The following is a 23,773-nucleotide window of genomic DNA, read 5'->3' as shown; positions in this document are numbered from 1 at the left end:
AGTGCCCCTTCGGCAGTCGCTAATCTGGGACGTCGCAGATCCCCCTTTTCCGGAGCTGGGCGAGCCCAGCTGCTCAGGGTACCAGTTTCACTGACGCCTACAGGCCTGCCCCGTCCTCCTTGACGAACTGGCTCAGGCCTTGAGGGGTCAACCCCAGCGCCCGGGCCACCTCGCTCTGACTCATCCCGGCCCGCCGCAGGGCGGCAAGCGCGCTGCGGCGTTTGGCAACAGCCGCGGCGAAGGCGGTCCTGGCGATCTCCTCCTCGCGAGTGGCCTCAGCCAGGGCAGTCGCGGCCTCTTCCGGCAGGATCACTTCGAGTTCAACGCTGACCTGTTCGCCCGGGACGTCGAGGAACGCGGCTATCAGGTCCCGGCCGACGGACTCGCCCTCGTCGAGATGCCGGACCTGCCCGGCGATACCCAGGGAGTCGATGGCAAGCACCCACCAGGACCCTTCGCGCTTGGCCACAATCCCATACGCCTTGGGACAACTCATGGGACTCTCACCGCCAGCTGCCGGGAACAGACTCAAGCCGCTCGGCGATCCTGCGCAAGACACCGGCCGCGACCTCACGATGCCGTGGGACGACGACCTTGGTGATGCCATCTGATGCGCACCAGATCTCATGCGACTCAGAAACCTGCCGCAGCACCCGCCATCCCTGCGAAGTCAGCGTCTCCGCAACATTCCGGTATCTCTGAAGCCTCATGTCCCGAGACTATCTTCATCACCAATCACCCACCCGAGGGTCTCAGCGCCCCCTGGCTAGCCACCACCCGGGCCTTTGGCCCTCGCCCGATAGGATCACCTTTAAATCACGATATGAGGGATTCAATAAGAAAATCAACACTATCCGCTACCTCATAGAACGAAGAGGTTTATTCATGGGTAGCTGAGGGGCGGTGGAACCCCTCGTCAGAGCCTGGTTGCCCGTAGCTGTGAATAAGCTTCGAAGTATCGCCCAGTTGAAAACCTGGCGTATCCTCCACACCGACTACCGCCGCCCTTACCCAACCTTCACCACCATCAACGCCGTCCTCGGAATCATATTCACCTACACTCCATGAATAAGCCTCAAGGGTCGGGATGCTGTTTCCGCCATATTCTCACCCAGCTGATCCACAGTTCGCCGGCTCCAGATTGTAAGATATTCGCCACCATCTGCGATCGGACGAGACCCCTTGAGGCTTATTCAGCAATGCTGCTAAGTCCCTGACAACCCACGGTTGACAAGGGGAGATGTCACGGAGGAAGTGATTCCTGAATAACCCTCCTTCAAGAACCTCCACAACGAATGCGTTCTTCAAACTCTCTACCAAAATTTCAAAGCCGACATCACACAGAATCTTTTACCTCAAAAGCTCGAATAAACCCAGGCTTTCACCACAGTCCACGAAACGCCAGGCACTCCACTCCAAACCGAAGGTAAGCCCATGTTCACTTCCCGACCGGTCTCATAGAATGGAGACTCATGACGGGATCTGGCGGCGTGGGGGCTGCATTCGGGTTCAGGTACCAGTACCTGCTCACCGTAGAGGTGCTGCTTGACTTGTACGCCAGGGGGTCGACCGACTGGTCAGTCGACGTCGACCCGGTCAGTCAGGATTCAGCCGACATCGTTGTTCACCTGACACCCTGTAGACCGCCCGAGAGCGTGCTCCAAGTGAAGGCCTCGTTGCCGGATTCTTCGACCACGATCGGCGTCAAAGCAGTTCAACAGATACTCGATGGTCTGCGCCGTGAGCACCCGGCCGCGCGACGACGCGAGGTAATCACCAACCGAACCCAGACCACCCAGCTCGCCAAAGAGCTGGCCAACCCAAACTCCCAGCTCCTCAAAGCGGGAGAGCACTTCGTCCAGCGCAAGGAGTCGTCACAGCAGCTCACAGCGAAGCTGTTGCACACCATCGGCAACCTGCGCGCCGTGGGGGCCGGGGGGACAGGCTGCGAGCTGCACTACCTGCTGCTGCGCCAGCTGGTCGACCGTGTCCACGAGGCCAGTGCCCGCGCTCACGACCAAAGCCTGGTTCACGAGGACGTTCGGGCGATTCTTGAGGGCGCAAATCCGCTATTGTCGAGCGCTCTTGGAGCGCGCGCCTGGGGCAAGTGCATTCAGGTCCCCACGGGGGATTTTATCGAGCGACAGGAATCCACTCGCTTTCTTGAAACCCACTTGCCGGCGAGCTCGCTCTACGAGGGCACTCCCCGGATAGCAGTGCTGAAGGGGCTGTCCGGCACTGGAAAGTCCGCCACCGCGTGCCTACATGCTCGGTCCCTCCTGGAGCACGTTGCTTTCGTCCTATGGTTGGACGCCAGTTCGGCTGCAGTGCTGGAGTCTCAGGTTCCGATAGTCCTTGACCAGCTGGGGGCGCGCATCACCCCCAGCAATACACCGGCACAGGATCTCGTGGAGGTTTTGTCAGGGCTACCGGTGCCTTGGGCACTGGTCCTCGACGGAGCTTCCACCTTGGCGGAGGTCGATCCTTGGGTGCCACGCAGCGGCTACGGACAAGTTCTCCTAACAACCTCGGTGACGAATTGGCCCGAGTCGTTCGCACCCGCAATGACCATGGATGCTTTTTGCGAGATCGAAGCTCGCCTGTTTGTGGCACGCCGGTTGGGCCGACCAGTCGAGTTGTGGTCTACCGAGCAGCTATCCGCTTGTGACTCGATGTCGCGGTCGCTCGCCGGATGGCCGTTGGCTCTGGAGCTGGCGATTGGTTGGATCACCCGACATGGGGGTTCTATCGCGGCCATGCAGCAGTTTGCTGAGCGGATCGACCGCCTCGACTTGGACAACGAAACCCTCTTGCCTCATGGCTACCCGCGGACCGCCGCGCACGTGGTCCTTTCCCAATGGAGGGAGCTGTCTCCGGAAGCGCAGTCGCTCGCGTCGCTCCTACTGGTGATGGGTGGAAGTCGCGTGCCCAGCCGTCTCCTACTCGACCTAGTAGCCCGCCAGGGGATGGCCGCTGCGGCATTGGAAGAGCTTCTTGCTTCCGCGTTCATCCGACAGGAAATCGTCGCGTCTGGCCAGCCTCACGACTTGGACGAAGTCGTAACCATCCATGGCTTCGTCCAGTTGGTCATGGGTAAACAGGGGGTTGCGCTGAATGGGCCCACCGTGTGGGCCCTCATAAGCACCAGCGACGAATGGGTCCGACAGCTAACAGAGAGGGGCCACTTCCGAGAAGGAGCCCTCTTGCTCCGTCCTGTAGACCACCTCCTGAAGCAGCTGGTCGAGATGTTCAAAGAGCAGCCTGAAGTACTGGTGCTTCTCAGTATGCCCATGCACAACCTCGCACAGCTGGCCTTCATAACGTCGCAAGCGTCAACTGCCCGCCTGTGGTCGCGCGTAGCCTTCAATGTTCGACAGGACTCCCCAGAGCTGGTCAGAGACCGATCCATTTGGGTGCAGATGCAGCTGCAGACCCTCTCTCTCGTCGCGATCACCGCCGCGCGTCTCTACAAGTTCGAGGACCTTGTCGAAGTCGGGCTCCTAGTCGACTCGCTATTGCAACAGGGCGACCCGCACGCTCTAAGTGATCCAGCGACGACGCATTCGCTGCGTATGCTCCGCGATGTTCTGCACTCCTGTCTACCCGCCTCCAGTCCGCACCTTGCTCGCGACGTAATGCGGCAGCTCAACATCTTGGTGCCTCAAGATGCGCCCGAACCTCCGACGGGTGGGGCGGGAAACGCTTTGATCAGCATGCTCCAGATCGAAACAGCCACTGCGCTTCACCTGATGGAGCATAGTGCTTGGCAGGCGGGGGTCGATACCGCGCTGGGCGCCGCCAATCAGGCCCTAGAGCAGGGCGCCCTGGTCGCCCACATGGTCGACGGGCTGCTCGACGTGGGGGGAAACTAATGATCGAGGCGGCGAAACGCCCACTGGAGACACCAGAACTTCTCATCAATTCCGTCAAGCGCCTCGTACTTTGGCTGGATGACAACTCTGCTGCGCTGGACTCAGACCAGCAGAGCCGCTATTCAATACTGAGCGCCTTCGTGGCAGAGGACCCCGAGACCCTCCCAGACGCCGTCAGGACACTCCCACCTCCCGAGGAACGCACGCCCCAGTTAGAGGCCTGGGCCACACTGGCAACAATCCTGAACGAGCAACGAGCAGCCACGCGCCGCCGATCAATATTCGCCGATCCGCCGCCGTCTCTCTATGTCACGCACAGCATTGACGGGGGCGATCAACTCAACGTCTGGTGGCGGCATACCGAATCCTCAGCACTAGAACTCTGGGTGCATTCCCCCGGAATTATCACCATTAGCTCTTTGGGACAGACCGACCCGGTACGTGAGGGCATGGCGAGAGCAGGACTTCGGGAAGTCACTCAAGAGGAGCCACCACAGCCCGCCCACGGTTGGTCAGTGCGACTAAACGGAGGCGGCATCGAGATAACTGACGCGGATGAGACCTCCTGGGTAAGCATCGATCACATTCCGGAGGACATCGCCAGACGAATTGGTGCGCATGGAGGCCTAGCGCTCATCTACGGGGATTTGGCCCTCACCCTGCCCACAGACCGACGTTTGAGTGGCTGGGTGCCCTTGGCCAGCTACGACAACCAGCCGCATCACGATCCTGACGATGATCCCGAGGACCGTTTAGCGCCGTGGTGGCGTCGACTTGTGTTTTGGCGCTCCTAGCCTCGATCACTGAAGCTTATTCACAGCTACGGGCAACCAGGCTCTGACGAGGGGTTTCACCGCCCCTCAGCTACCCATGAATAAACCTCACTCTTCACACGATCTACATCTGGAGCTTTATTCAACAATGCAGCTAAGCCCGGCCAACCCACGGCCGGTAAGGGGAGATTCCACGGAGGGAGTGATTCCTGAATAACCCTCACTGTGCATCCCGCTTTGGATGCGCAGACATCACCGCTGGTTGGAGCTGCTACCGGCAGACGGTCTCGTCAAGATCCTCGGTGTCCCTTGTACAAGGTTGGGAGGCCCAGCTCAGGGCGCAAGGCCCGGTGGATCGTTGATCCCGAACTCCCCACGCAGCACCCGCACGGCAGCGTGCCACCCGGACATGCCATGAACGCCCGGCCCGGGCGGGGTCGCAGCTGAGCACAGGTACGCGCCTGGGGCCAGCCGGTATGGGTCAAAGCGGAACGTGGGTCGCGCGATCATGTCCCAAAGACTTACCCGCCCCATGGCGATGTCACCGCCCACGAGCGTGGGGTTGTGGCGCGCCATGTCCCGTGCTGAAATACCCCGGGCGGCAACGACAAGGTCGCGTATTCCCGGAGCGAAACGTTCAATCTGCGCAAGCACCAGCTCCGTGGGATCGCGGGGGTCGTCGTATGCCACATGCGCGTAGGCCCACAGCGGCCGCAGACCGTTTTGTTCCCGCCCTGGATCCCCGAGGGTCGGATCCGAGACCAGCACCATCGGCCGCTCCGGGGTGCGGCCGCGCGTAACTTCCGACTCCGCCTGCACCATCTGTGCCCGGGTGCCGCCCAGATGCTGGGTACTGGCCCGGCTGACGTCGCAGTCGCGCCAGGGCACCGGTCCCGACAACACCAGGTCCACCTTCGCTGCTGCGTTCCCATGCCGGAACCGCCGCAACGCCCGAGCCATGCTCGGGGACAGGCGTTCTGCGAGGATCTGCGCAGCGGAACCCGCCGTGGTGTCTAACAGAACCACTCGGGAAGGCGGCAGATCAGCGGCCGAACGCACATGTTCTCCGGTACGGACCACGCCTCCATGGTTCCGAAGGTCCGTAAGGAGTGCCGCCGCGATCACGCCGGAGCCGCCCCGAGGAATGGGCCAGCCGCCAGAATGGCCCAGTGCTGCCAGCAGTAGAGCCGTCGCCGCCGCTCCCGGCGAAGGTAGACGGCCAATGGTGTGGGCCGCGACCCCGGTAAGCAGGGCCCGGCCCCGCTCAGTGCGCAGCGGCGCATCCCAAGCGAACGAGCCAAGCTGAGCCAGGCGTAGGCCAAACAGCCCACCTGCTCCGAGTGCGGTAGAGCGCCACAGCTCCTGCGGAAGAGACCGTTTGTCACCGAGTGCCAGCGCGGTCAGGGCATCGGCGTGTTTCACCAGGGGTCCCAGCAGTCGCCGCCACGCAGCGCCGTCGGAACCCAGACCCTCCGCGGCGCGCTCCAGGTCACGCCAGGCGATCGCGGCAGGCTGGTCGTCCAAGGGGTGGGCGTAGGATGCCTCGGGAACCACTAGTTCGACGCCCCGGGCCGGGAGATTCAACGCCCGCAGGAACGGACTTGCCAAGGCGAGCGGATGCACAGCCGAGCACACGTCGTGGACGATACCGTCGGCAAGCCCCAAATCCAGGGTACGAGAGCCCCCACCAGGTTGTGCCTCCGCCTCCAGCACCTCGACAGCAAGCCCCGCGCGGGCCAGCGTCACCGCCGCAGCCAGGCCATTCGGCCCCGACCCCACCACCACGACATCCCGGCACTCCACCACCGGTCCAGCCTAGATGCTTGAGTCCAGGAGGTTGGTGGCCGTAGGGGTCAGTGATCGGCAGATGGTGGCTTTGGTGTGGCCGTTACACCAGATCGCGTTGGTCCACGCCACGCCGAAACGCCACCCCTTGGACTCAACCATCTAGCCCGGGACGCGAGCCATATCCGCGCCGCTATGGCGAAGAGCGGAGCCTCCATCTCAGCGCGGCACCGCCTCTGCTGTACATCTGCCACCAGGACCCCTCCCCGCGGAACCCACAATCCCGCTGACTCAGATGTCCACAAACCGAGGGTAAGCCCACTGCGGGTACTCATCCCGAGGGCAAAACCAACAACCACAACGCTGATGGTTCGTGTACGAGTTTGATGGTGGAGCTAAGGGGATTCGAACCCCTGACCTCTTCCATGCCATGGAAGCGCGCTACCAACTGCGCCATAGCCCCGTACGCGACCTGATAGAAGGTACCGCAGCTGAGTTTGCAGGGCAAGCTCAGGTTCAGGTGATCGGCGTTGTGGGAGCGTTATGGGTCATGAGCCAGGGTTTTCCGCCCCTGACCGTCACCGTCGAGTAGCAGGTGTTTTCCGGGATCCCCAGCATGCTGGCATCGTCACGACCGCCCACCAGGGCGGCAACGATGCTGGCGAGCAGCAGCCCATGAGTGACTATCAGGATCTGCTGTCCCTCATGCTGGCCCATGATCTCGTGCATCGCGGGTAGGGCCCGGCGCACCATCTCAGCCTGGGTTTCACCTGCGGGAGATCGCCGGAAATCGATTCCCTTGTTGTAGAGCTCGGCTAGGCGTGGCAGTTCGGCGCTTGCTTCTGCCGCAGTGAGGCCACTCCAGGTTCCCACGTTGATCTCACGTAGCCGCGCATCCGGGACGGCGTCGATACCATGTGGCGTCGCAACTATCTGGGCTGTGCGAAGAGCACGTTTCAGGTCAGAGGTGTAGCAGGCGTCAAAACTCCACTGCTGGAAAAACCGGGCTGCCTCAACGGCCTGCTGCTCCCCCACCTCATCCAGGTCAATATCGGCTTGTCCCTGCAGCTTCCCCAGAAGATTCCACTCAGTCTGGCCGTGTCTGAGAAAGACCAGCCTGGTGTGTGTCATTGATCGTCGTCCTGTGGGATCTCATCCACTTCGAGGGGAATCTGCGGGCAGTCCTTCCACAACCGCTCCAGGTTGTAGAGGCTGCGCTCCTCGGTGTGCTGTACATGCACCACGAAATCAATGTAGTCCAGCAGCACCCACCGATTCTCACGATCGCCCTCGCGACGCACCGGCTTCAGCTCTGCCTGCTTGATCAGCTGCTCCTCCACGGCCTCGACGACAGCGGCAACCTGGCGCTCGTTCTTGGCGCTGACGATCAGGAACACGTCGGTGATAGCCAGCTGCTGGCTGACGTCGAAGGCGACGATATTGGTGCCGAACTTACCGGCAGCCGCCTCCGCAGCTATGGTCACGTGCGCAATGACGGACTCAGGCGTTGTCAAGTGGGACTCCTGTCTCAGGATGCGGGTAGAGACCGCGTTTTGCTATGTACTGCACGATGCCGTCCGGCACCAGATACCAGATCGGTTCGGAGCGCTGCACCCGTATGCGGCAGTCGGTCGAGGAGATGGCCAGCGCCGGGACCTCCAGCAACGTCACCTTGTCTGACGGCAAGTGCGCCAAGTCATCTTCCGTCATCGGCACCCCCGGCCGGGTCACGCCGACGAAATGCGCCAGGTCGAACAGCTGCTCTGCACCATGCCAGGTGAGGATCTGCCGCACCGCGTCGGCACCGGTGATGAAGAACAGGTCGACGTCATCACCACGCTCAGCGCGGAGATCCCTCAGGGTGTCGACCGTGTAGGTGTTCCCCGGCCGGTCGATGTCCACGCGGCTGACGGAGAACCTGGGATTCGACGCCGTGGCGATCACGGTCATCAGATACCGGTCCTCTGGTTTGCTGACCTCCCGGTGCGTCTTCTGCCACGGCACTCCCGTGGGCACGAAGACCACTTCATCAAGGGCGAACTTCGCAGCCACTTCGCTGGCCGCAACCAGGTGCCCGTGATGGATCGGGTCGAAGGTGCCGCCCATCACGCCGAGACGGTAATGCCTCTCTCGCCCCTGCCGGGCGGTGGCCAATTCGGTGGTGTTCATCGTTCCCCTGATCCTCGGCGGCCAGCTCCCAGCCACCAGCCCAGCGCCCCGAGCGCCAGGATCATCACCATAATGGCCACGGCCACCACAGGAGCGGCGGCACCAATGGGTGTCTCCAGCAAATCCATGCCGAGAATGCTAGCCGTTCAGCTGCCCGGAGGCTGCCGACGGGCCGTTCCAGAATCCGGGGTCATCGTCTCACCTGGCCATCACCATTGATGATGTACTTGGTGGAAGTCAGCTCTGGCAGCCCCATGGGACCTCTGGCATGCAGCTTCTGGGTGGAAATACCGATCTCAGCGCCGAAGCCGAACTCACCACCGTCGACGAAACGACTGGAGGTGTTGACCAGCACGGCCGCAGCATCGATCTCAGCGACGAACCGGTCTGCTGAGGCCCGGGACTCCGCGATGATGGTCTCGGAATGCCCTGTGCTGTGCTGCCTGATGTGCGCGATGGCCTCATCGAGGCTGGCCACCACCTTCACCGCCAGGTCCAGTGAAAGGTACTCGGAATCGAATTCATCCGCCCCGGCTGGCATCACATCATCGCCGAAAACCTGTACCTCAGGAGTGCCGTGGACGGTAACCCCGGCCTCCTTGAGCGCATCGAGGGCCCGGGGAAGCAGCGCCCCAGCAATCTCGCGATGCACCAGAAGCGTCTCGATGGCGTTGCAGACGCTGGGACGCTGCGTCTTCGCGTTGAGCAGTACCGCCATCGCCTTTCCGACATCAGCCGATGCATCCACGTAGAGGTGGCAGTTACCGGTGCCGGTCTCAATGACCGGGACCTTTGCGCCCTCAACCACCGCCGCTATGAGCCCAGCCCCACCACGAGGGATCAGCACATCGACCAGTCCACGGGCCGCCATCATCTCGCCGGTGACCTCACGCCCGCCCTCGACCAGTGAGACGGCATGGGCGTCTATTCCAGCAGCCTCCAGGCCTGTACGCAGTGCCGCCACACACACCCGGTTCGACTCGATGGCCGACCTGGAGCCACGCAGCAACGCGGCGTTGCCGGATTTCAGGCACAGACCTGCGGCATCGGCCGTGACATTCGGACGGTTCTCGTAGATGATCCCGACCACGCCAAAAGGAACCCGGACTTGCCGTACCTCGACGCCGTTGCCCAGGCGCCAGCCACGCACCAGGTCACCCACCGGGTCGGGAAGTGAGGCCACATCCCGTAGCCCCTGCGCCATCGCAGCGATCCTGGCCGCGTCTAGGCGAAGCCGGTCTATCACACCTTCTGGAGTGCCGGCCTCGCGTGCAGCCGACACATCGGCCTCGTTGGCCTCCAGCAGTTGCTCCCCGGTCGACGCCAGGGAGTCGGCCATGGCACGCAGCGCATCATCCTTCGCGTCGCGGGTCAGGGTGGCCAGCTGCCGGCTGGCAGCGCGGGCAGCCATTGCTTGGAACCGGAAATCCATGAATGGAGTATAAGAGAGCCTGCCGACAGAAGCCGGCTGGCCGGAGTCAGCTGATCTCGATCAGCAGGTCGCGGTGCACCGCCAGGCCGCCGTCGCGCATCCGTTTCTTGAGTTCGGCGGTGGAGCAGTCAGCCAGCCCACGGGCCACGAGTCTGTGATCCGGCCCGGTGATGTCGAGGGGATCACCGGCCTCAAAATCTCTCTCGATGCTGTCGACCCCGGCGGCAAGCAATGAGGCATGCCCGTCGATGATCGCGCGTACGGCCCCTGAGTCGATACGCAGCACACCGCAGACATCGGCTGCATGAGCCAGCCAGAGCAACCGGCGAGGTCGCCTGCGTCCAACAGCCTCGAACAGGGTGCCGGCCTCTTCGCCCCTCAGTACCGCGGCGAGCTGGTCGAAGTGGGCCAGCAGAACCGTCACTCCCCCGGCGGTCGCGATCCTGGCGGCCTCCACCTTGGTGCGCATCCCGCCGGTACCGACGCGGGAACCCACTGTGGATGTGTCTATGTTCAGCGCGGAAAGGTCATGGACACGAGAGATCAGCCGTGCCTGCGGCTCAGCGGGGTGAGCGGTGTACAGGCCATCCACGTCGCTGAAGATTGCGAGGACATCGGCCCGGATCAAGTGAGCGGTCAGCGCGGCTAGGCGGTCGTTGTCACCGAAGCGGATCTCCCCTGTGGCCACCGTGTCGTTCTCGTTGATCACGGGCACCACCCCAAACCGGAAGAGCCGGGAGACGGTGTTCAGTGCGTTCCGGTAGCTGCGCCCATCCTGCAAGTCACCCGCGGTGAGCAGTATCTGCGCCACCAGCAGCCCGTGCGAGGCAAACGCCTCGGTGTAGTGCCGGATCAGGATGCCCTGCCCCACCGCGGCCGCGGCCTGCTGGGTTTCGAGATCCCTGGGGCGGCTGTTCAAAGACAGCGGGCTGAGCGCCGAGGCGATCGCCCCGGATGTCACCAGCGCCACTCGCCTGCCCTGGTTGTGCAGTGCAGCGATATCCGACGCCAATGCCTTGACGCGCTCCGGATCCAGGTGGCCTTGGTCGCCTGTGAGCGACGAGGAGCCGACCTTCACCACCAGGCGCCGCGCAGCTATGACCTCAGCTCTCATCGAGAACCTCGCGCGTCTTCCTGGCGTGGTATTCAGCATCAGCCTCACGACGCCTGGTGACGGCTGGGCGTTCGGTCTCCAGCCTCGGATCCTCGCCACGCCGGGAGAGAATCTCCGCGCCGGTGTCGATCTGCGGCGCGAAGTCGAAGATGACGGCGTCCTCACCACCGATGGCCACCGCGTCCCCCTCCCGGGCGCCCAGCTCAAGAAGTTTCTCCTCAACCCCCAGCCGGTTCAACCGGTCGGCCAGGTAGCCGACCGCCTCAGCATTGCTGAAGTCGGTCTGCCGGATCCAGCGTTCCGGTTTCATCCCCCTGACCCGCCACAGGAACCCTCCCTGACCGTCGCCCTTCTTGGCGATGGTGAATGAGTCATCTAAAGAAACCCGGCCCACCGGCTTGGGACGCAGCACTTTCCTAGGCGGTTCCTGCGCCTCGGCGGTGGCGCGGCGATCCGCGACGATCCCGGCCATGGCGAACTTCAGCTCGTTGAGCCCCACGCCTGTCTTGGTGCTGATCTCGAACACGCGATAGCCACGCTCCTCCAGCTGGGGGCGGGCGAGCTCAGCCAGCTCGGGGGCATCAGGCAGGTCCACCTTGTTCAGGGCCACCAGGCGCTCACGATCCTCCAGGCCACCGTGAGCCGCCAGCTCAGCCTCGATCACCTCCAGGTCGGCGACGGGTTCACGTCCCGCTTCCCAGGTGCCCAGGTCAATCACATGCACGATGGCCTGACAGCGTTCGATATGCCGCAGGAAATCGAAACCCAGCCCTTTGCCAAGCGAGGCCCCCTCGATCAGGCCTGGCACGTCAGCGACTGTGTAGGTGACATCACCGGCGACCACCACTCCCAGGTTCGGCACCAGCGTGGTGAACGGGTAGTCGGCGATCTTTGGTTTCGCGCGAGAGATGGCCGCGATCAGCGAGGACTTCCCCGACGAGGGAAACCCGACCAGGCCGATGTCGGCCAGCACCTTCAGCTCTAGCTGGATCAGCCGGGACTCGCCTTCCTCCCCAAGCAGCGCAAAACCTGGGGCCTTGCGGGCAGTCGTCGCGAGAGCCTCGTTCCCCAGCCCGCCCTTGCCACCGACGGCAGCCACGTATTCCTGGCCAGGCCCGGCGAGATCCGCCAGGTGTTCCCCCGTCGTGGCATCAGAGACAACGGTGCCAGCTGGCACGGCCAGCACCACGTCTTCCCCTCTGGCGCCGTGCTGATGGTCACCGCGCCCGGGCTGCCCGTTGGTCGCTTTCCTGACCGACTGGCGGTGGTATTCAACAAGCGAGTTGAGGTTGTCCGCCACTCGCAGGATCACGGAACCTCCATCGCCCCCGTTGCCGCCGTCAGGCCCGCCAAGTGGCTTGAATTTCTCACGGTGCACCGAGGCGCAGCCATGGCCGCCATTGCCTGCCTGCACGGTCAGCCTGACTCGGTCTACGAAGGAGGGAATCGCCACGATGAGAAGTATCTCAAAGGAGTCCGAAAACCAAACAGCGACGGGCCCGCTCCCCGAAGGAGGCGGGCCCGTCGCCAGTATCTGATCTGACTCAGGCTTCCACGGGCGCCACGTTGACCACGCGGCGGCCACGCTTGACACCGAAGTTGACCTGGCCTGCTGCCAGGGCGAAGAGGGTGTCGTCGCCGCCACGGCCCACGTTGTCGCCGGGGTGGAAATGAGTACCGTGCTGGCGGACGATGATCTCGCCCGCGCCGACAATCTGACCGCCGAAGCGCTTCACACCGAGACGCTGGGCGTTGGAATCACGACCGTTGCGCGTCGAGGACGCGCCCTTCTTGTGTGCCATCTGCTTGTTCCTGCCTCAGTTCTTGATGCCGGTGATCTTGACCTGGGTGTACCGCTGACGGTGGCCCTGGCGCTTCTTGTAGCCGGTCTTGTTCTTGAATTTGATGATCCGGATCTTGGGACCCTTGGTCTCGGCCAGAACCTCGGCCGTCACGGAGACCTTGCCGAGGGCCTTGGCATCGGAGGTCACGGTGCCGTCATCGACCAGCAGCAGCGGCTGCAGGTTGACGGTTTCGCCGACCCCTTCGGACACCAGGTCGATGTCGAGGATGTCGCCAACAGCCACCTTGTGCTGGCGTCCGCCACTGCGCACGATCGCGTACACGCCTGACCTACCTTCTTCTTCTCATGCCTGGGGATCTCCCGTGCACCCGTCGGGGCCATCAGGAGGTGGTATCTGGCCGCACGAAAGACACGGCATGACAACCGGGGGATAATTTTACGTTCACTGCCCCGCCGGGTCAAACCGGCCTCGGATGCCTAGCCCTTCCTGCGCCGCCTACCGCTGGACTTGCGCTCGCCGCCGTCGGCTGGCGCCTGCGAGTCAACGGGGTCATCGAAGCGCAGATACCCAGAACCGTGGCAGTGCTCGCATTCCTCGGTGAAGGCCTCCGCCAGGCCAGTGCCGATGCGTTTGCGGGTGAGCTGCACCAGACCCAGGCTGGTGACCTCCGCCACCTGATGCCTGGTGCGGTCGCGGCCGAGACACTCCACCAGACGGCGCAGCAGCAGCTCACGGTTGCTGGGCAGCACCATGTCGATGAAGTCGATCACGACGATGCCGCCAAGGTCGCGCAGCCTCAGCTGCCGGACGATCTCCTCGGCTGCCTCCAGGTTGTTGCTGGTCACGGTGGCCTCGAGATTGCCCCCAGATCCCGTGAAACGTCCCGTGTTGACGTCGATGACGGTCATCGCCTCGGTGCGGTCGATCACCAGTGACCCACCAGATGGCAGGAAGACCTTGCGGTCGAGAGCCTTGGCGATTTGCTCATCGATGCGGTACTGCGCGAACAGGTCCTTGCCGTCCTCCCCCGGCTCGAACCGCTCGACGCGATCCGCGAGGTTGGGGGCGACATGCCCGACGTAGGCCGAGATCGACTCGAAGGCGTCATCCCCCTGCACAGTAAGTTTCGCGAAGTCCTCGGTGAAAAGGTCACGGACGATGCGCAGCGTCAGATCGGGTTCTGCGTAGAGGGTTTCCGGTGCCTTGCCGGCCTTCGCCTTCTTCTCAATCACCTCCCACTGCGCCTTGAGACGGTTGACGTCCCGCACCAGTTCCTCGGCTGCGACCCCCTCAGCTGCGGTACGCACGATCACCGACTCGGTGTCACCGATCAGCTCGCCCAGGATCTGCCTCAGCCGGGTGCGCTCCACGTCCGGGAGCTTGCGGGAGATCCCGGACAGGTGCCCACCTGGGGAGTAGACGATGTAACGGCCGGGTAGGGAGACATGCCCGGTCAGGCGAGCGCCTTTGGCGCCGACCGGGTCCTTGGTGACCTGGACCAACACGGTCTGACCCGATTTGAAGACCTTCTCGACCTTGCGGTCCTCGGCCGTGACCCCGTAGGAGTCCCAGTCCACCTCACCCGCATAGAGGACGGCGTTGCGGCCACGGCCGATGTCGATGAACGCGGCTTCCATGCTGGGCAGCACATTCTGTACACGCCCCAGGTAGACGTTGCCGATCAAGGAGGTCGCGGAGGCGCGGTCCACGTAGTGCTCCACGAGTATGCCGTCCTCCACCACTGCCAGCTGGGTGTAATCAGCCCGTTGGCGGATCACGAGTTTGCGGTCCACGGACTCACGGCGGGCCAGGAACTCGGCCTCGGACAGGATGGGGGCGCGGCGCCGGCCGGCAGCCCGGTTCTCCTTGCGCCGCTGCCGCTTCGCCTCCATCCGGGTGGACCCCTCGATGCCGGTCACCTCATCATCGGCGCCACCCTTGGCCTCGGAGTTTCCTGAACGCCGCCGACGCCGACGCCGACGGCGGGTGCTGGTCTCCCCCTCGGCCTCGTTCTCCTCGTCAGCTGTCTCCTCCTGGTCCGGGGCACCGGGTGAATCCGTGGAGGACTCATCGCCAGCCTCCGTGGCATCATCGCCGTCGTCTGCGGACGTCTCCTCGGCGCTGGAGCCACGTCGCCGGCGCCTTCCGCCACGTCTCCGGCGCCGGCGACTGGGCCGTTCTTCCTCAACGGCTGTCTCATCCGGTTCCTCCTCAGCCCCGGAGCCGGGTTCGCTGTCCTCAGAGTCGTCAGCGATGGCATCGGCCAGTTTCGCCAGGGTCTCGGTGCGTCCCTCGGCCGTGACCGCGAATGGATCCTTCACGGTGGCGGCACGCCGGGCCTTCGCGGCCTCCTCCGCCATGCGAAGCGCGGCCGCGATGCCATCCTCACCGGAATCGCTGGAATCCTGTTCGCCCTCGGCCGGCTCAGTCCTCTCGGGTGTGACGGCCCCAGCCGACCGGGCCGCGCGGCGGCGTCTTCCCCTGGGAGCGGGCTCCGATGGCGCCTCCGGCTGCGGTTCCTCGGAGCCGGTCTGGGCCCCGGCCTCGGCCACCTCGGTCTGGGGAGCGGGGGCGGCCGGCCCTCCCGCAGGCCGGGTCGCACGACGGCGGCGCCTCGCAGGGCCGCGGCTGGTGTCCGGCTCAGTGGTCTCGGCCGGTTCGGCTGTGGCAGCTGCCGTGGTGGTGGTCTCGGCTGGCGCACTCACATCGACGGGAGGGCCAGCAGGCCGGGACGCGGCGCGACGCCTACGTTGCCTTTGCCCGGACTGATCCGGCTGAGGCTCAACGGGCGGCTCAGCTATGGCAGCTTCCTTGGAGTCTGGCTCGGGGATTGTCCCAGGCCCTGGTTCCGGAACTGCCTCAGGCTCCGGGGTATGAGCCTCGAGCACAGCGGTCACGACGTCAGCCGTCACGACAGAGGACGCGCTGCGTACCTCATGGCCGAGCTGGGAGAGTTCGGCCAACAGCTCCTTGCTCGTGATGCCGAGATGTTTGGCCAGCTGATGGACGCGCGGGCGTGAGGGCAGCTCGGATGCAGAGGATTCTTGGCTGGGTTCGGTCATGTAGGACTCCTTAGGGCGCGTAGGCGCCAGCTCTGACGCGGCTTACCGCGCCTCTCAAGACTCAAGGTCAACCAGAAGCATCGGGGCCTCCGCGGTCGAGATTCATCGTCGCGGTTTCAGCCTCGGGCTGCCTCTCAGCGGCACCGGCGGTGCTTGACCTGTCGCCTATTGTTACACAATTCACGTTTGCGATGGATCAGGAACGTTCACCGGGCACTGTCGCTCCACCGGGAATGTTGCAGCTGCGCTGCCCCCCAACAGGCCGGTGCCGTTCTGAGTCCCAGGCGATTTTGGGAGCACTCTAGGCTGGACTGCGATGAGGCCCCTGAAAGGCTTGTTGTCTTTGCTCATAGCCGTCGGCCTGCCGGTGGCCGGCTGCTCCTCGCCTGTTCCAAAGGTCTCCCCCTCCGCCGCAGCGGACCCGGCGGCCACCACCGAGGCCCAGCGTCTCCTGACACGGCTGCATGCCCAAGAGGGTAAGGGAATCCTCTTCGGTCATCAGCACGACCTGTCCCTGGGCTTCACCTTTGAACAGGGCGATGGCAGTGCCTCAGACACCGCAGCCGCAGTGGGTGATTACCCTGCGGTCTTCGGCTGGGACAGCCTCATCGCCGAGGGCGATGAAAGGCCGGGCGAGGCCGGTGCCCCACGCGAGACAAATGTCGAGGCCCTTGCCAGCATAATCAGACAGGCCGATGCCCTGGGCGGGGTCAACACCCTGACCATGCACATGCCGAATCCCGTCACGGGCGGTAACTTCCGCGACACCTCAGGCGACGCAGTCGCCTCAGTGCTTCCAGGAGGTGCACGGAACGCCGATCTGACAGCGCACCTGGACCGGCTGGCCGACACGATCACGGCGGCTAAACGCGCAGACGGGACCCTGATCCCGGTCATCATGCGTCCCTGGCATGAGCACAACGGCGACTGGTTCTGGTGGGGGGCAGGGCATGCCACACCGGAGCAGTATGCCGAACTGTTCCGCTTCACCGTCGAATACCTGCGTGACAATCGCGGCCTCCACAACCTGCTCTATGCCTACTCTCCCAACTCGCCGCTGGACGGTGACCCCACCAGGTATCTGAACGGATATCCCGGGGACGATTACGTCGATGTCTTCGGCTATGACTCCTACGACAACACCGGAGGCAGTGGCGAGTGGATCAACTCCACCATCGCCGACCTGTCCATGGTGGTCAGGCTGGCCGACGAGCATGGAAAGGTCCCGGCCTGGACCGAGTTCGGGCTTCGCGAGGGATCGGCGTCGGGACCGCGCTGGTTCACATCGGTGCTGGAGTCGCTGAAACGCGACGAAAATGCCCGCCGCCTGGCCTGGATGCTGACCTGGGCGAACTACGGCCACGGTGATCGCGAACACGCTTATGTCCCGTATCCTGCGCATGGCAACTACCCGGATCATCCGCTGCTGTCCGATTTCCGGGCTTTCCACGACGACCCGTGGACTATCTTCGCCAAGGAATGGAAACGGTAGCTTTATGCTGGTCACCTGCACCGCGATGGCATAGTGGAACCCTGTCGCGACACCGTTTCCAAAGGAGCTGAGATGACCGCGAGCCTGCCCACCGTCGTGTTCGCCGGGGACTCCATCACCGACGCTGGGAGGGACCCGGCCAGCGGATCCCTGGGCACCGGTTACGTGGCGAAGCTCGCCAAAGGTCCCCTGGCGTTCGCGCGGGTCGTCAACGCGGGCGTCAGCGGAGATCGTATGGCGGATCTGGAGGCAAGATTCAACGCCGATGTGCTGGCGGAGAAACCTGATCTGGTGAGCATCTTCATAGGGATCAACGACACCTGGCAGGTGGTCACGGGCGAGGCGGCCTCGCCGCTGAAGGAGTTCGAGGCCGCGTACCGGCGCCTGATCGAGAGCCTGGGCAGGACGCCGGTGGTGCTTGTGGTGCCGTTCGTCGCCCCTGTCACCCCGGAGCAGGAGGGCTGGGGGGCGGACCTGGAGCCGAGGCAGGAGCTCGTCCACCACCTGGCAGCGGAATATGGCTGCGCAGTGGTTGACCTAGGCCTGATGATCCGGGAGTATTCCTCAGACTATGAGAACGAGGAGCTGGCCGAGGACGGGGTCCATCCCACCGATCTGGGCCACAAGCTGATCGCCGAGGCCTGGAACCGTGAGGCCCACACCCGGGTCGAAGCACTGCGCCGACCATAGCCCCTAAGCACACGCTATTCCCATAGGCGGACCCCATCGCCCCGGGTGACCTCAGCGCCGGGTCATGAGGACTGTTCCTACTGCTCGGCAACCAGCAGGTCACGGGCTTGCCCGGCCGCGATCAGCGACCCGGCCACTAGCACCCCGGTGCCCGGCCCGGCCGCGTCGGCCAGCAGGGTCGCGAGTTCCAGCGCATCAGGCATCGCCGGGGCCTGGTGCACCTTCCCGGCCGGCCAGAAGTCTTCTGCAGCCCGCGCCAGCTCCTCGGCGGGCAGGGCGCGTGGGGTTCCCTGGGCACGTGTGACCACCACCTGGTCCATAGCCGAGGCGAAGATCTCGAGCACTCCGGAGGTGTCCTTGTCGGCCATCATCGCCACCACCCCGATGAGGGGCTGGAAGGCAAAGGCTTCCTGGCAGGCATCGATGGTCGCCTGCGCGGCCTGGGGGTTGTGGGCGGTGTCGATGACGATGGCCGGCGAGGTGCGTGCCAGCTCAAGCCTGGCTGGGGCCACCACCGACGCGAACCCCTCCTCGATGATCTCGGGAGCCAGGGGTTGACCGCCGAGGAAAGCCTCGACGGCAGCGACGGCCAGCGCGGCATTGCGAGCCATGTGAGCTCCGTGGAGGGGAAGGAACAGATCTCCCAGCGGCCCGCCCGCGCTCTCGATCCGGATCACCTGGCCACCCACCGCCGGACGACGCTCCAGCACACCGAAATCCGGCCCCTCGGCCCTGACGACGTCACCTGCTTCAACGGCCTGGGCCAGCAGCACACGGGCGGCCGCTGGTTCCTGGCCGGACAGCACCACCGTCGCTCCGGGCTTGATGATGCCCGCCTTCTCAGCGGCGATCTTCTCCAATGAGTCGCCCAGAATGTGCGTGTGGTCAGCGCCGACCGGGGTCACCACCGCCACCTGTGGGTCTGCGACGGATGTGGCGTCCCACCTCCCTCCGAGCCCGACCTCGACCACCGCAACATCCACTGGCGTGTCAGCGAAAGCCGCGTAGGCCATGCCGGTGATGACCTCGAAGAAGGTCATGGCTATCCCGTCCAGCTGTTGCTCGTCGACCATCCGCACGAAGGGTTCGACCTCCTGCCAGGCCTCGGCGAACCGCGCCTCGGACAGTGGCTGCCCGTCTATGCAGATACGTTCCCGGGCATCGCTTAGGTGGGGGCTGGCGAACCTCCCCGTGCGCAGTCCGGCCGAACGCAGCAACGCGTCGATCATGATGCAGGTCGACCCCTTGCCGTTCGTGCCGGCCACCTGGATCACGGGAGTGGCCCGCTCCGGATTTCCCAGCAAATCCATTAGGGCTGCGATACGGCTGAGCCCCGGGCCAACGCGATGTTCGGGCCAGCGAGAGGTGAGTTCGGCTACAAGGGAGGCGTGTTCCATGATGGGGACATACTAAGAGATCCCACAGGTAGAGACCGGCCGACTCACGACGCCACTGCCTCTGGGATCTCTTAGTATGCTTGCCGTGATGAGCAGATATCCTGAGCCCTCCGTGAGGTATTGGCCCGACTGGGTGGGATTGATAGCCCGTCTGATACCAGGTGTCGTCTTCCTGTACGCCGGCATCGTGAAGGTGACGAATATGGCTGATTTCGCCATCGACATCCGGGCCTATCAGCTGGTCGGCTGGGATGTCTCGAACATACTGGCCCACAGCCTGCCGGTGATTGAGATCGCCGTCGGGGCGATGCTCATCGCAGGCCTGCTGACACGCTGGTCGGCACTGGTCACCATGCTGCTGCTCTTAGCCTTCACGGCCGGCATCGTCTGGGTGTGGAGCCAGGGAATCAGCATCGACTGCGGCTGCTTCGGGCAAGGCGGCGAAGTAGCTCCTGAGAACACCCAGTATCCGCAGAAATTGGCCGAGAATCTGGTGATGACCGTGATGTGCGGCTGGCTGGTAATGCGTCCCCGTTCTCTTTTCAGCCTGGATCAGGCACTTTTCGGCTCACCTATTCGTTTCAGCGAAGAGAGCCAGACTGACATCGCCAAAACGGCGGAAACCGAGGAGTGAGTTCTTAAGCCATGGCAAACAATTCGAACCTGAGCAGGCGCGCTGCTCTCAGGCAACAGCAGGAGCTGGAGGCACGCCGCAAGCGCAACTCCAAGATGATAGGCGTCGGCCTGGGCGCGCTGGCGCTGGTGGTGGCAGTTGTCGTAGCAATCGCTGTCTTCCAGTCGCTCAACAAGCCCCAGAGCGCCCAGGGCACTCCGCCCAACGCCACCGAGGGCTATGGCATCACCATCGCCAGCAAAGGCACCCAGCCGTCGGGCAGCGTGCCCCACGTGGTGCTCTACGAGGACTACCAGTGTCCTGCATGCAAGGTGCGCGAGTCACAGTACGGAAAGGCGATGCTCCAGCTCGTTGACGAGGGCAAGGTTACCCTCGAGATCCGCACCGCGTACTTCCTCAACCAGGCGAACAAGATCTCCAACCCCCGCTCGTCCGAGCGCGCCGCCTTGGCCGCCGCCGCTGCCGATGCCGTCGGCAAGTACCGGGAATACCACGAGGTGGTCTACCAGAACCAGCCCGCCAATGAGGGAGACGGCTACACCGATCAGCAGCTCCGAGTCGATTTCGCCGCGCAGGCGGGAATCACGGGAGATGATCTGACGAACTTCCAGAGGCTCTACGACGAGAAGACCTACGCTGATTTCGCCGAGAAGGCCTACAAGGCCATGAGCGACAACAACGTTCAAAGCACCCCGGCCTACCGCATCAACGACAAGGATCTTGAGTTCCAGGACCCAAACAGCGGCTCCGTTCTCATCACGCCGAACGATCCGGCCTCCCTCCTCGCAGCCATCGAGAAGACCGCATCCGCTTCCAACTGACCAGCACCTTTGTTGTGATCGAGCCGCCGGGATCAACTCTTGGCGGCTCGATCGCGTCACGGGGTGTGACTTTTACGCCAGCCATCGCCGACAACTACGATTCCCTACCATGATGAACCCCGCCTACAGCTCCGGTCTGCCCGTCAAGCCCGCTCTCGAAGGCCTCGAGGGTAAGTGGGAACAGGTATGGCGTGAGGACGGCACCTACGCGTTCCAGCGCCCCGCCTCCCGTGAGCAGGTGTTCTCCATCGACACCCCTCCCCCGACGGTCTCCGGGTCACTGCACGTCGGGCATGTCTTCAGCTACACCCACACCGACACCATCGCCCGATATCAGAGGATGCGCGGCAAAGAGGTGTTCTACCCGATGGGCTGGGACGACAACGGTCTGCCCACCGAGCGGCGCGTGCAGAACTACTACGGTGTCCGCTGTGATCCCTCGCTTCCCTACGAGGAGAACTTCACTCCCCCTGCCAAGCCCGACCCAAAACGCCAGGTGCCCGTATCGCGCCGCAACTTCATCGAGTTGTGTGAGAAGCTGACGGTCATCGACGAGAAGGTCTTCGAGGATCTGTGGCGGTATCTCGGGCTCTCCATCGACTGGGACACTCTCTACACCACGATCGCCCCAGCCACGCAGGCCGTGGCGCAGCGCGCCTTCCTACGCAACCTCGCGCGCGGTGAGGCCTATCTGAACTTTGCACCCACCATGTGGGACGTCACCTTCCAGACAGCAGTCGCCCAGGCGGAGCTGGAGTCGCGGGAGCATGCGGGGGCCTACCACCGCGTCGCCTTCCACGGCGCAGGCGGCCCTGTGTTCATCGAGACCACCCGCCCCGAGCTGCTTCCCAGTGTCTGTGCGCTGATCGCCCATCCCGACGACGACCGCTACCAGCAGCTGTTCGGCACGACCGTCACCTCGCCTGTCTTCGGGGTCGAGATCCCAGTCCTGGCGCACCCGGCCGCCGAACCCGACAAGGGTGCGGGCATCGCGATGTGCTGTACCTTCGGGGACCTGACCGACGTTCAGTGGTGGCGGGAGCTCAAACTCCCCACCCGCACGGTGATCGGGCGTGATGGCCGTCTGCAGCGCGAAACCCCGGAGTGGCTGACCCATGCCGAGCCTTACACGCAGCTGGCCGGCAAGACCACCTTCTCCGCCCGGGCCGCGGTCGTGGAGCTGCTGCGCGCCTCCGGCGACCTCAACGGGGAACCGAAGCCAATCTCCCGGCCCGTCAATTTCTACGAGAAGGGCGATAAACCGCTGGAGATCGTCGCAACCCGCCAGTGGTATCTGTCCAATGGCGGCCGCGACGAGCAGCTGAAAACCGAACTCCTGAAACGCGGCCAGGAGCTGGCCTGGACCCCGGAGCATATGCGGCACCGCTATGACAACTGGGTCGAGGGCCTGAACGGTGACTGGTTGATCTCCCGCCAAAGGTTCTTCGGGGTCCCCTTCCCGGTGTGGTATCCCCTGGATGCCGACGGCGAACCGGTGTACGACGCCATGATCGTCGCCGATGAGGCAACCCTCCCCGTCGACCCTGTCACGGCCTGTCCCCCCGGCTACGAGGAATCCCAGCGCGGAGTCCCCGGCGGGTTCGTCGCAGACCCGGATGTGATGGACACGTGGGCCACGTCGTCGCTGACGCCACAGATCGCCTGCGGCTGGGAACGCGACGAGGAGCTGTTCAAGCTCACTTTCCCCATGGACGTAGCGCCGCAGGCTCACGACATCATCCGCACCTGGCTGTTCTCCCGTGTCGTGCGCGCCAACTTCGAGAACGACTCGCTGCCGTGGCGGCGCACCACCATCTCGGGTTTTGTCACTGACCCGGACCGCAAGAAGATGAGCAAGTCGAAGGGAAACGTGGTGGTGCCCTCCGACATCCTGGAACGTTACGGCTCCGATGCGGTGCGCTGGCGCGCGTCCATGGCCCGTCCCGGCATGGACTCCCCCTTCGATGAGAAGCAGATGAAGGTCGGCCGCCGACTGGCCATGAAAATCCTGAACGCCGGTAGGTTCGTGCTCGGCATGGCCCCCGAGCCCGGGGAGCCTGCCCTCATCACGAACCCGGTTGACCAAGCCCTCCTGGCCACTCTCTCAGATGTCGTCGCCACATGCACCACAGCCTTCGAGGCCTTCGACTACACCCAGGCGCTGGAGACCGTGGAGGCGTTCTTCTGGACCTTCTGCGACGACTACCTGGAACTTGTGAAGGAGCGCGCCTACGGCGCCCAGGACCGCAAGGGTCAGGCCTCTGCGCAAGCCACCCTGGCCATCGCGCTCGATGTGCAGTTGCGGCTGTTCGCCCCATTCCTGCCGTTCGTGACGGAGGAGACCTGGTCCTGGACCCACGGCTCCTCCATCCACCGCTCCCCCTGGCCCACCCCCGGGGAGCTGACGCTGGAGGCCGGGGGGACCCGACAGCTGCTGGCTGATGTCGCATCAGTACTGGTGGTGATCCGCGGCGCCAAGTCGAATGCGAAAGTATCCATGAAGACTCCGGTCCAGCAGGCCACGTTCCTGGGAGACCACGCTGCGCTGCAACGGCTGAAGGCCATCGAGCCGGATCTGCGGGCTGTCGGGCACATCACCGGTGACATCGGCTGGAAGATTGCGGAGGGCCCCTTGACTGTTGAGGTGGAGCTGGAAGACCTTCCCGCGTAGCGGAGGCAGGATCGACCAGGGGTGGGCTCCGCTGCCCAGCATCTGCGGAGCCCACC

At 64.1% G+C, this 23,773-nt stretch carries 21 protein-coding genes, 1 tRNA gene and 1 pseudogene; 8 read left to right on the top strand and 15 right to left on the bottom strand.

Translation table 11 applies throughout. The features are described from left to right. Positions 1-97: 97 nt before the first annotated feature. Together SK1NUM_RS06480 and SK1NUM_RS06475 are read right to left on the bottom strand one after the other, a co-directional pair. The gene (locus SK1NUM_RS06480; protein ID WP_223927866.1) at positions 98-496 is read right to left on the bottom strand and encodes a hypothetical protein; all 399 of its coding nucleotides are present in this window, start codon (positions 494-496) and stop codon (positions 98-100) included. 7 nt (positions 497-503) lie between these two features. Next, positions 504-710 carry a type II toxin-antitoxin system HicA family toxin gene (locus SK1NUM_RS06475; protein WP_212326829.1) on the bottom strand — a complete coding sequence of 69 codons (207 nt, stop codon included), beginning with the start codon at positions 708-710 and terminating at the stop codon, positions 504-506. A 229-nt stretch (positions 711-939) separates the two neighbouring features. On the opposite strand from SK1NUM_RS06475, the gene SK1NUM_RS15215 reads away from it, so the two are divergent. The 3 genes from SK1NUM_RS15215 (at position 940) to SK1NUM_RS06465 (ending at position 4,666) form a co-directional block, all read left to right on the top strand. Next, positions 940-1,068: a hypothetical protein gene (locus tag SK1NUM_RS15215; protein WP_263407069.1), complete on the top strand. Its 129-nt coding sequence runs from the start codon at positions 940-942 to the stop codon at positions 1,066-1,068. Positions 1,069-1,490: 422 nt separating this feature from the next. Then, positions 1,491-3,872, top strand: coding sequence for a hypothetical protein (locus SK1NUM_RS06470; RefSeq protein WP_223927864.1), 2,382 nt, complete (start codon positions 1,491-1,493; stop codon positions 3,870-3,872). Continuing rightward, the gene (locus SK1NUM_RS06465) at positions 3,872-4,666 is read left to right on the top strand and encodes a hypothetical protein (protein ID WP_212326824.1); all 795 of its coding nucleotides are present in this window, start codon (positions 3,872-3,874) and stop codon (positions 4,664-4,666) included. The genes SK1NUM_RS06470 and SK1NUM_RS06465 overlap by 1 nt, the downstream gene beginning before the upstream one ends. Before the next feature lie 312 nt (positions 4,667-4,978). Here SK1NUM_RS06465 and SK1NUM_RS06460 read toward each other — a convergent pair whose 3' ends face one another. The 12 genes and pseudogenes from SK1NUM_RS06460 to SK1NUM_RS06410 all read right to left on the bottom strand — a co-directional run bounded on the left by SK1NUM_RS06460 (position 4,979) and on the right by SK1NUM_RS06410 (position 16,012). Next, positions 4,979-6,451, bottom strand: a complete 1,473-nt coding sequence (locus SK1NUM_RS06460) for a phytoene desaturase family protein (RefSeq protein WP_212326822.1) — start codon at positions 6,449-6,451, stop codon at positions 4,979-4,981. Between the two features lie 366 nt (positions 6,452-6,817). Beyond that, positions 6,818-6,893, bottom strand: a tRNA-Ala gene (locus tag SK1NUM_RS06455). A 53-nt stretch (positions 6,894-6,946) separates the two neighbouring features. After that, positions 6,947-7,561: a histidine phosphatase family protein gene (locus SK1NUM_RS06450; RefSeq protein WP_212326820.1), complete on the bottom strand. Its 615-nt coding sequence runs from the start codon at positions 7,559-7,561 to the stop codon at positions 6,947-6,949. Beyond that, positions 7,558-7,944, bottom strand: a complete 387-nt coding sequence (rsfS, locus tag SK1NUM_RS06445) for a ribosome silencing factor (protein WP_212326818.1) — start codon at positions 7,942-7,944, stop codon at positions 7,558-7,560. The genes SK1NUM_RS06450 and rsfS overlap by 4 nt, the downstream gene beginning before the upstream one ends. Then, a complete protein-coding gene (nadD, locus tag SK1NUM_RS06440) occupies positions 7,931-8,599 on the bottom strand; it encodes a nicotinate-nucleotide adenylyltransferase (RefSeq protein ID WP_212326810.1) in 669 nt (222 codons plus the stop codon). Before nadD ends, rsfS begins: the two co-directional genes overlap by 14 nt. Then, complete coding sequence (locus SK1NUM_RS15210) at positions 8,596-8,727, bottom strand: hypothetical protein (protein WP_263407068.1); 132 nt, start codon at positions 8,725-8,727, stop codon at positions 8,596-8,598. Before SK1NUM_RS15210 ends, nadD begins: the two co-directional genes overlap by 4 nt. 62 nt (positions 8,728-8,789) lie before the next feature. Continuing rightward, positions 8,790-10,031 (bottom strand): glutamate-5-semialdehyde dehydrogenase, encoded by a 1,242-nt coding sequence (locus SK1NUM_RS06435; RefSeq protein WP_212326808.1) that lies wholly within the window; start codon positions 10,029-10,031, stop codon positions 8,790-8,792. 46 nt (positions 10,032-10,077) lie between these two features. Then, positions 10,078-11,145, bottom strand: a complete 1,068-nt coding sequence (proB, locus tag SK1NUM_RS06430; RefSeq protein WP_212326806.1) for a glutamate 5-kinase — start codon at positions 11,143-11,145, stop codon at positions 10,078-10,080. A gap of 25 nt (positions 11,146-11,170) precedes the next feature. Next, a pseudogene (gene obgE / locus SK1NUM_RS06425) lies at positions 11,171-12,598 on the bottom strand (GTPase ObgE); the annotation flags it as partial. 91 nt (positions 12,599-12,689) lie between these two features. Further along, positions 12,690-12,947, bottom strand: a complete 258-nt coding sequence (gene rpmA / locus SK1NUM_RS06420) for a 50S ribosomal protein L27 (protein ID WP_212326802.1) — start codon at positions 12,945-12,947, stop codon at positions 12,690-12,692. A gap of 15 nt (positions 12,948-12,962) precedes the next feature. Next, complete coding sequence (gene rplU, locus SK1NUM_RS06415) at positions 12,963-13,271, bottom strand: 50S ribosomal protein L21 (protein WP_212326801.1); 309 nt, start codon at positions 13,269-13,271, stop codon at positions 12,963-12,965. A gap of 155 nt (positions 13,272-13,426) precedes the next feature. Then, the gene (locus SK1NUM_RS06410) at positions 13,427-16,012 is read right to left on the bottom strand and encodes a translation initiation factor IF-2 N-terminal domain-containing protein (protein ID WP_212326799.1); all 2,586 of its coding nucleotides are present in this window, start codon (positions 16,010-16,012) and stop codon (positions 13,427-13,429) included. Between the two features lie 316 nt (positions 16,013-16,328). Here SK1NUM_RS06410 and SK1NUM_RS06405 point away from each other — a divergent pair, with 316 nt between their 5' ends. Continuing rightward, complete coding sequence (locus SK1NUM_RS06405) at positions 16,329-17,504, top strand: glycoside hydrolase family 26 protein (protein WP_212326797.1); 1,176 nt, start codon at positions 16,329-16,331, stop codon at positions 17,502-17,504. 72 nt (positions 17,505-17,576) lie between these two features. Next, on the top strand, positions 17,577-18,194 hold the full coding sequence (locus SK1NUM_RS06400) for an SGNH/GDSL hydrolase family protein (protein WP_212326795.1): 618 nt from the start codon (positions 17,577-17,579) through the stop codon (positions 18,192-18,194). 77 nt (positions 18,195-18,271) lie between these two features. Here the strand turns inward: SK1NUM_RS06400 and SK1NUM_RS06395 are convergent, their stop codons facing one another. Continuing rightward, positions 18,272-19,594: a bifunctional folylpolyglutamate synthase/dihydrofolate synthase gene (locus SK1NUM_RS06395; RefSeq protein ID WP_396020930.1), complete on the bottom strand. Its 1,323-nt coding sequence runs from the start codon at positions 19,592-19,594 to the stop codon at positions 18,272-18,274. Positions 19,595-19,679: 85 nt separating this feature from the next. Here SK1NUM_RS06395 and SK1NUM_RS06390 point away from each other — a divergent pair, with 85 nt between their 5' ends. From SK1NUM_RS06390 to valS, 3 genes are all read left to right on the top strand, one after another. Next, a complete protein-coding gene (locus SK1NUM_RS06390) occupies positions 19,680-20,225 on the top strand; it encodes a DoxX family protein (RefSeq protein ID WP_223927862.1) in 546 nt (181 codons plus the stop codon). An 11-nt stretch (positions 20,226-20,236) separates the two neighbouring features. Next, positions 20,237-21,046, top strand: coding sequence for a DsbA family protein (locus SK1NUM_RS06385; RefSeq protein ID WP_212326782.1), 810 nt, complete (start codon positions 20,237-20,239; stop codon positions 21,044-21,046). Between the two features lie 109 nt (positions 21,047-21,155). After that, positions 21,156-23,717, top strand: a complete 2,562-nt coding sequence (gene valS, locus SK1NUM_RS06380) for a valine--tRNA ligase (RefSeq protein WP_212326780.1) — start codon at positions 21,156-21,158, stop codon at positions 23,715-23,717. Positions 23,718-23,773 lie beyond the last annotated feature (56 nt).

The sequence above is a fragment of the Arachnia rubra genome (genome assembly GCF_019973735.1).
Lineage (GTDB): Bacteria > Actinomycetota > Actinomycetes > Propionibacteriales > Propionibacteriaceae > Arachnia > Arachnia rubra.
This window is presented reverse-complemented; position numbering and strand designations above follow the sequence as displayed.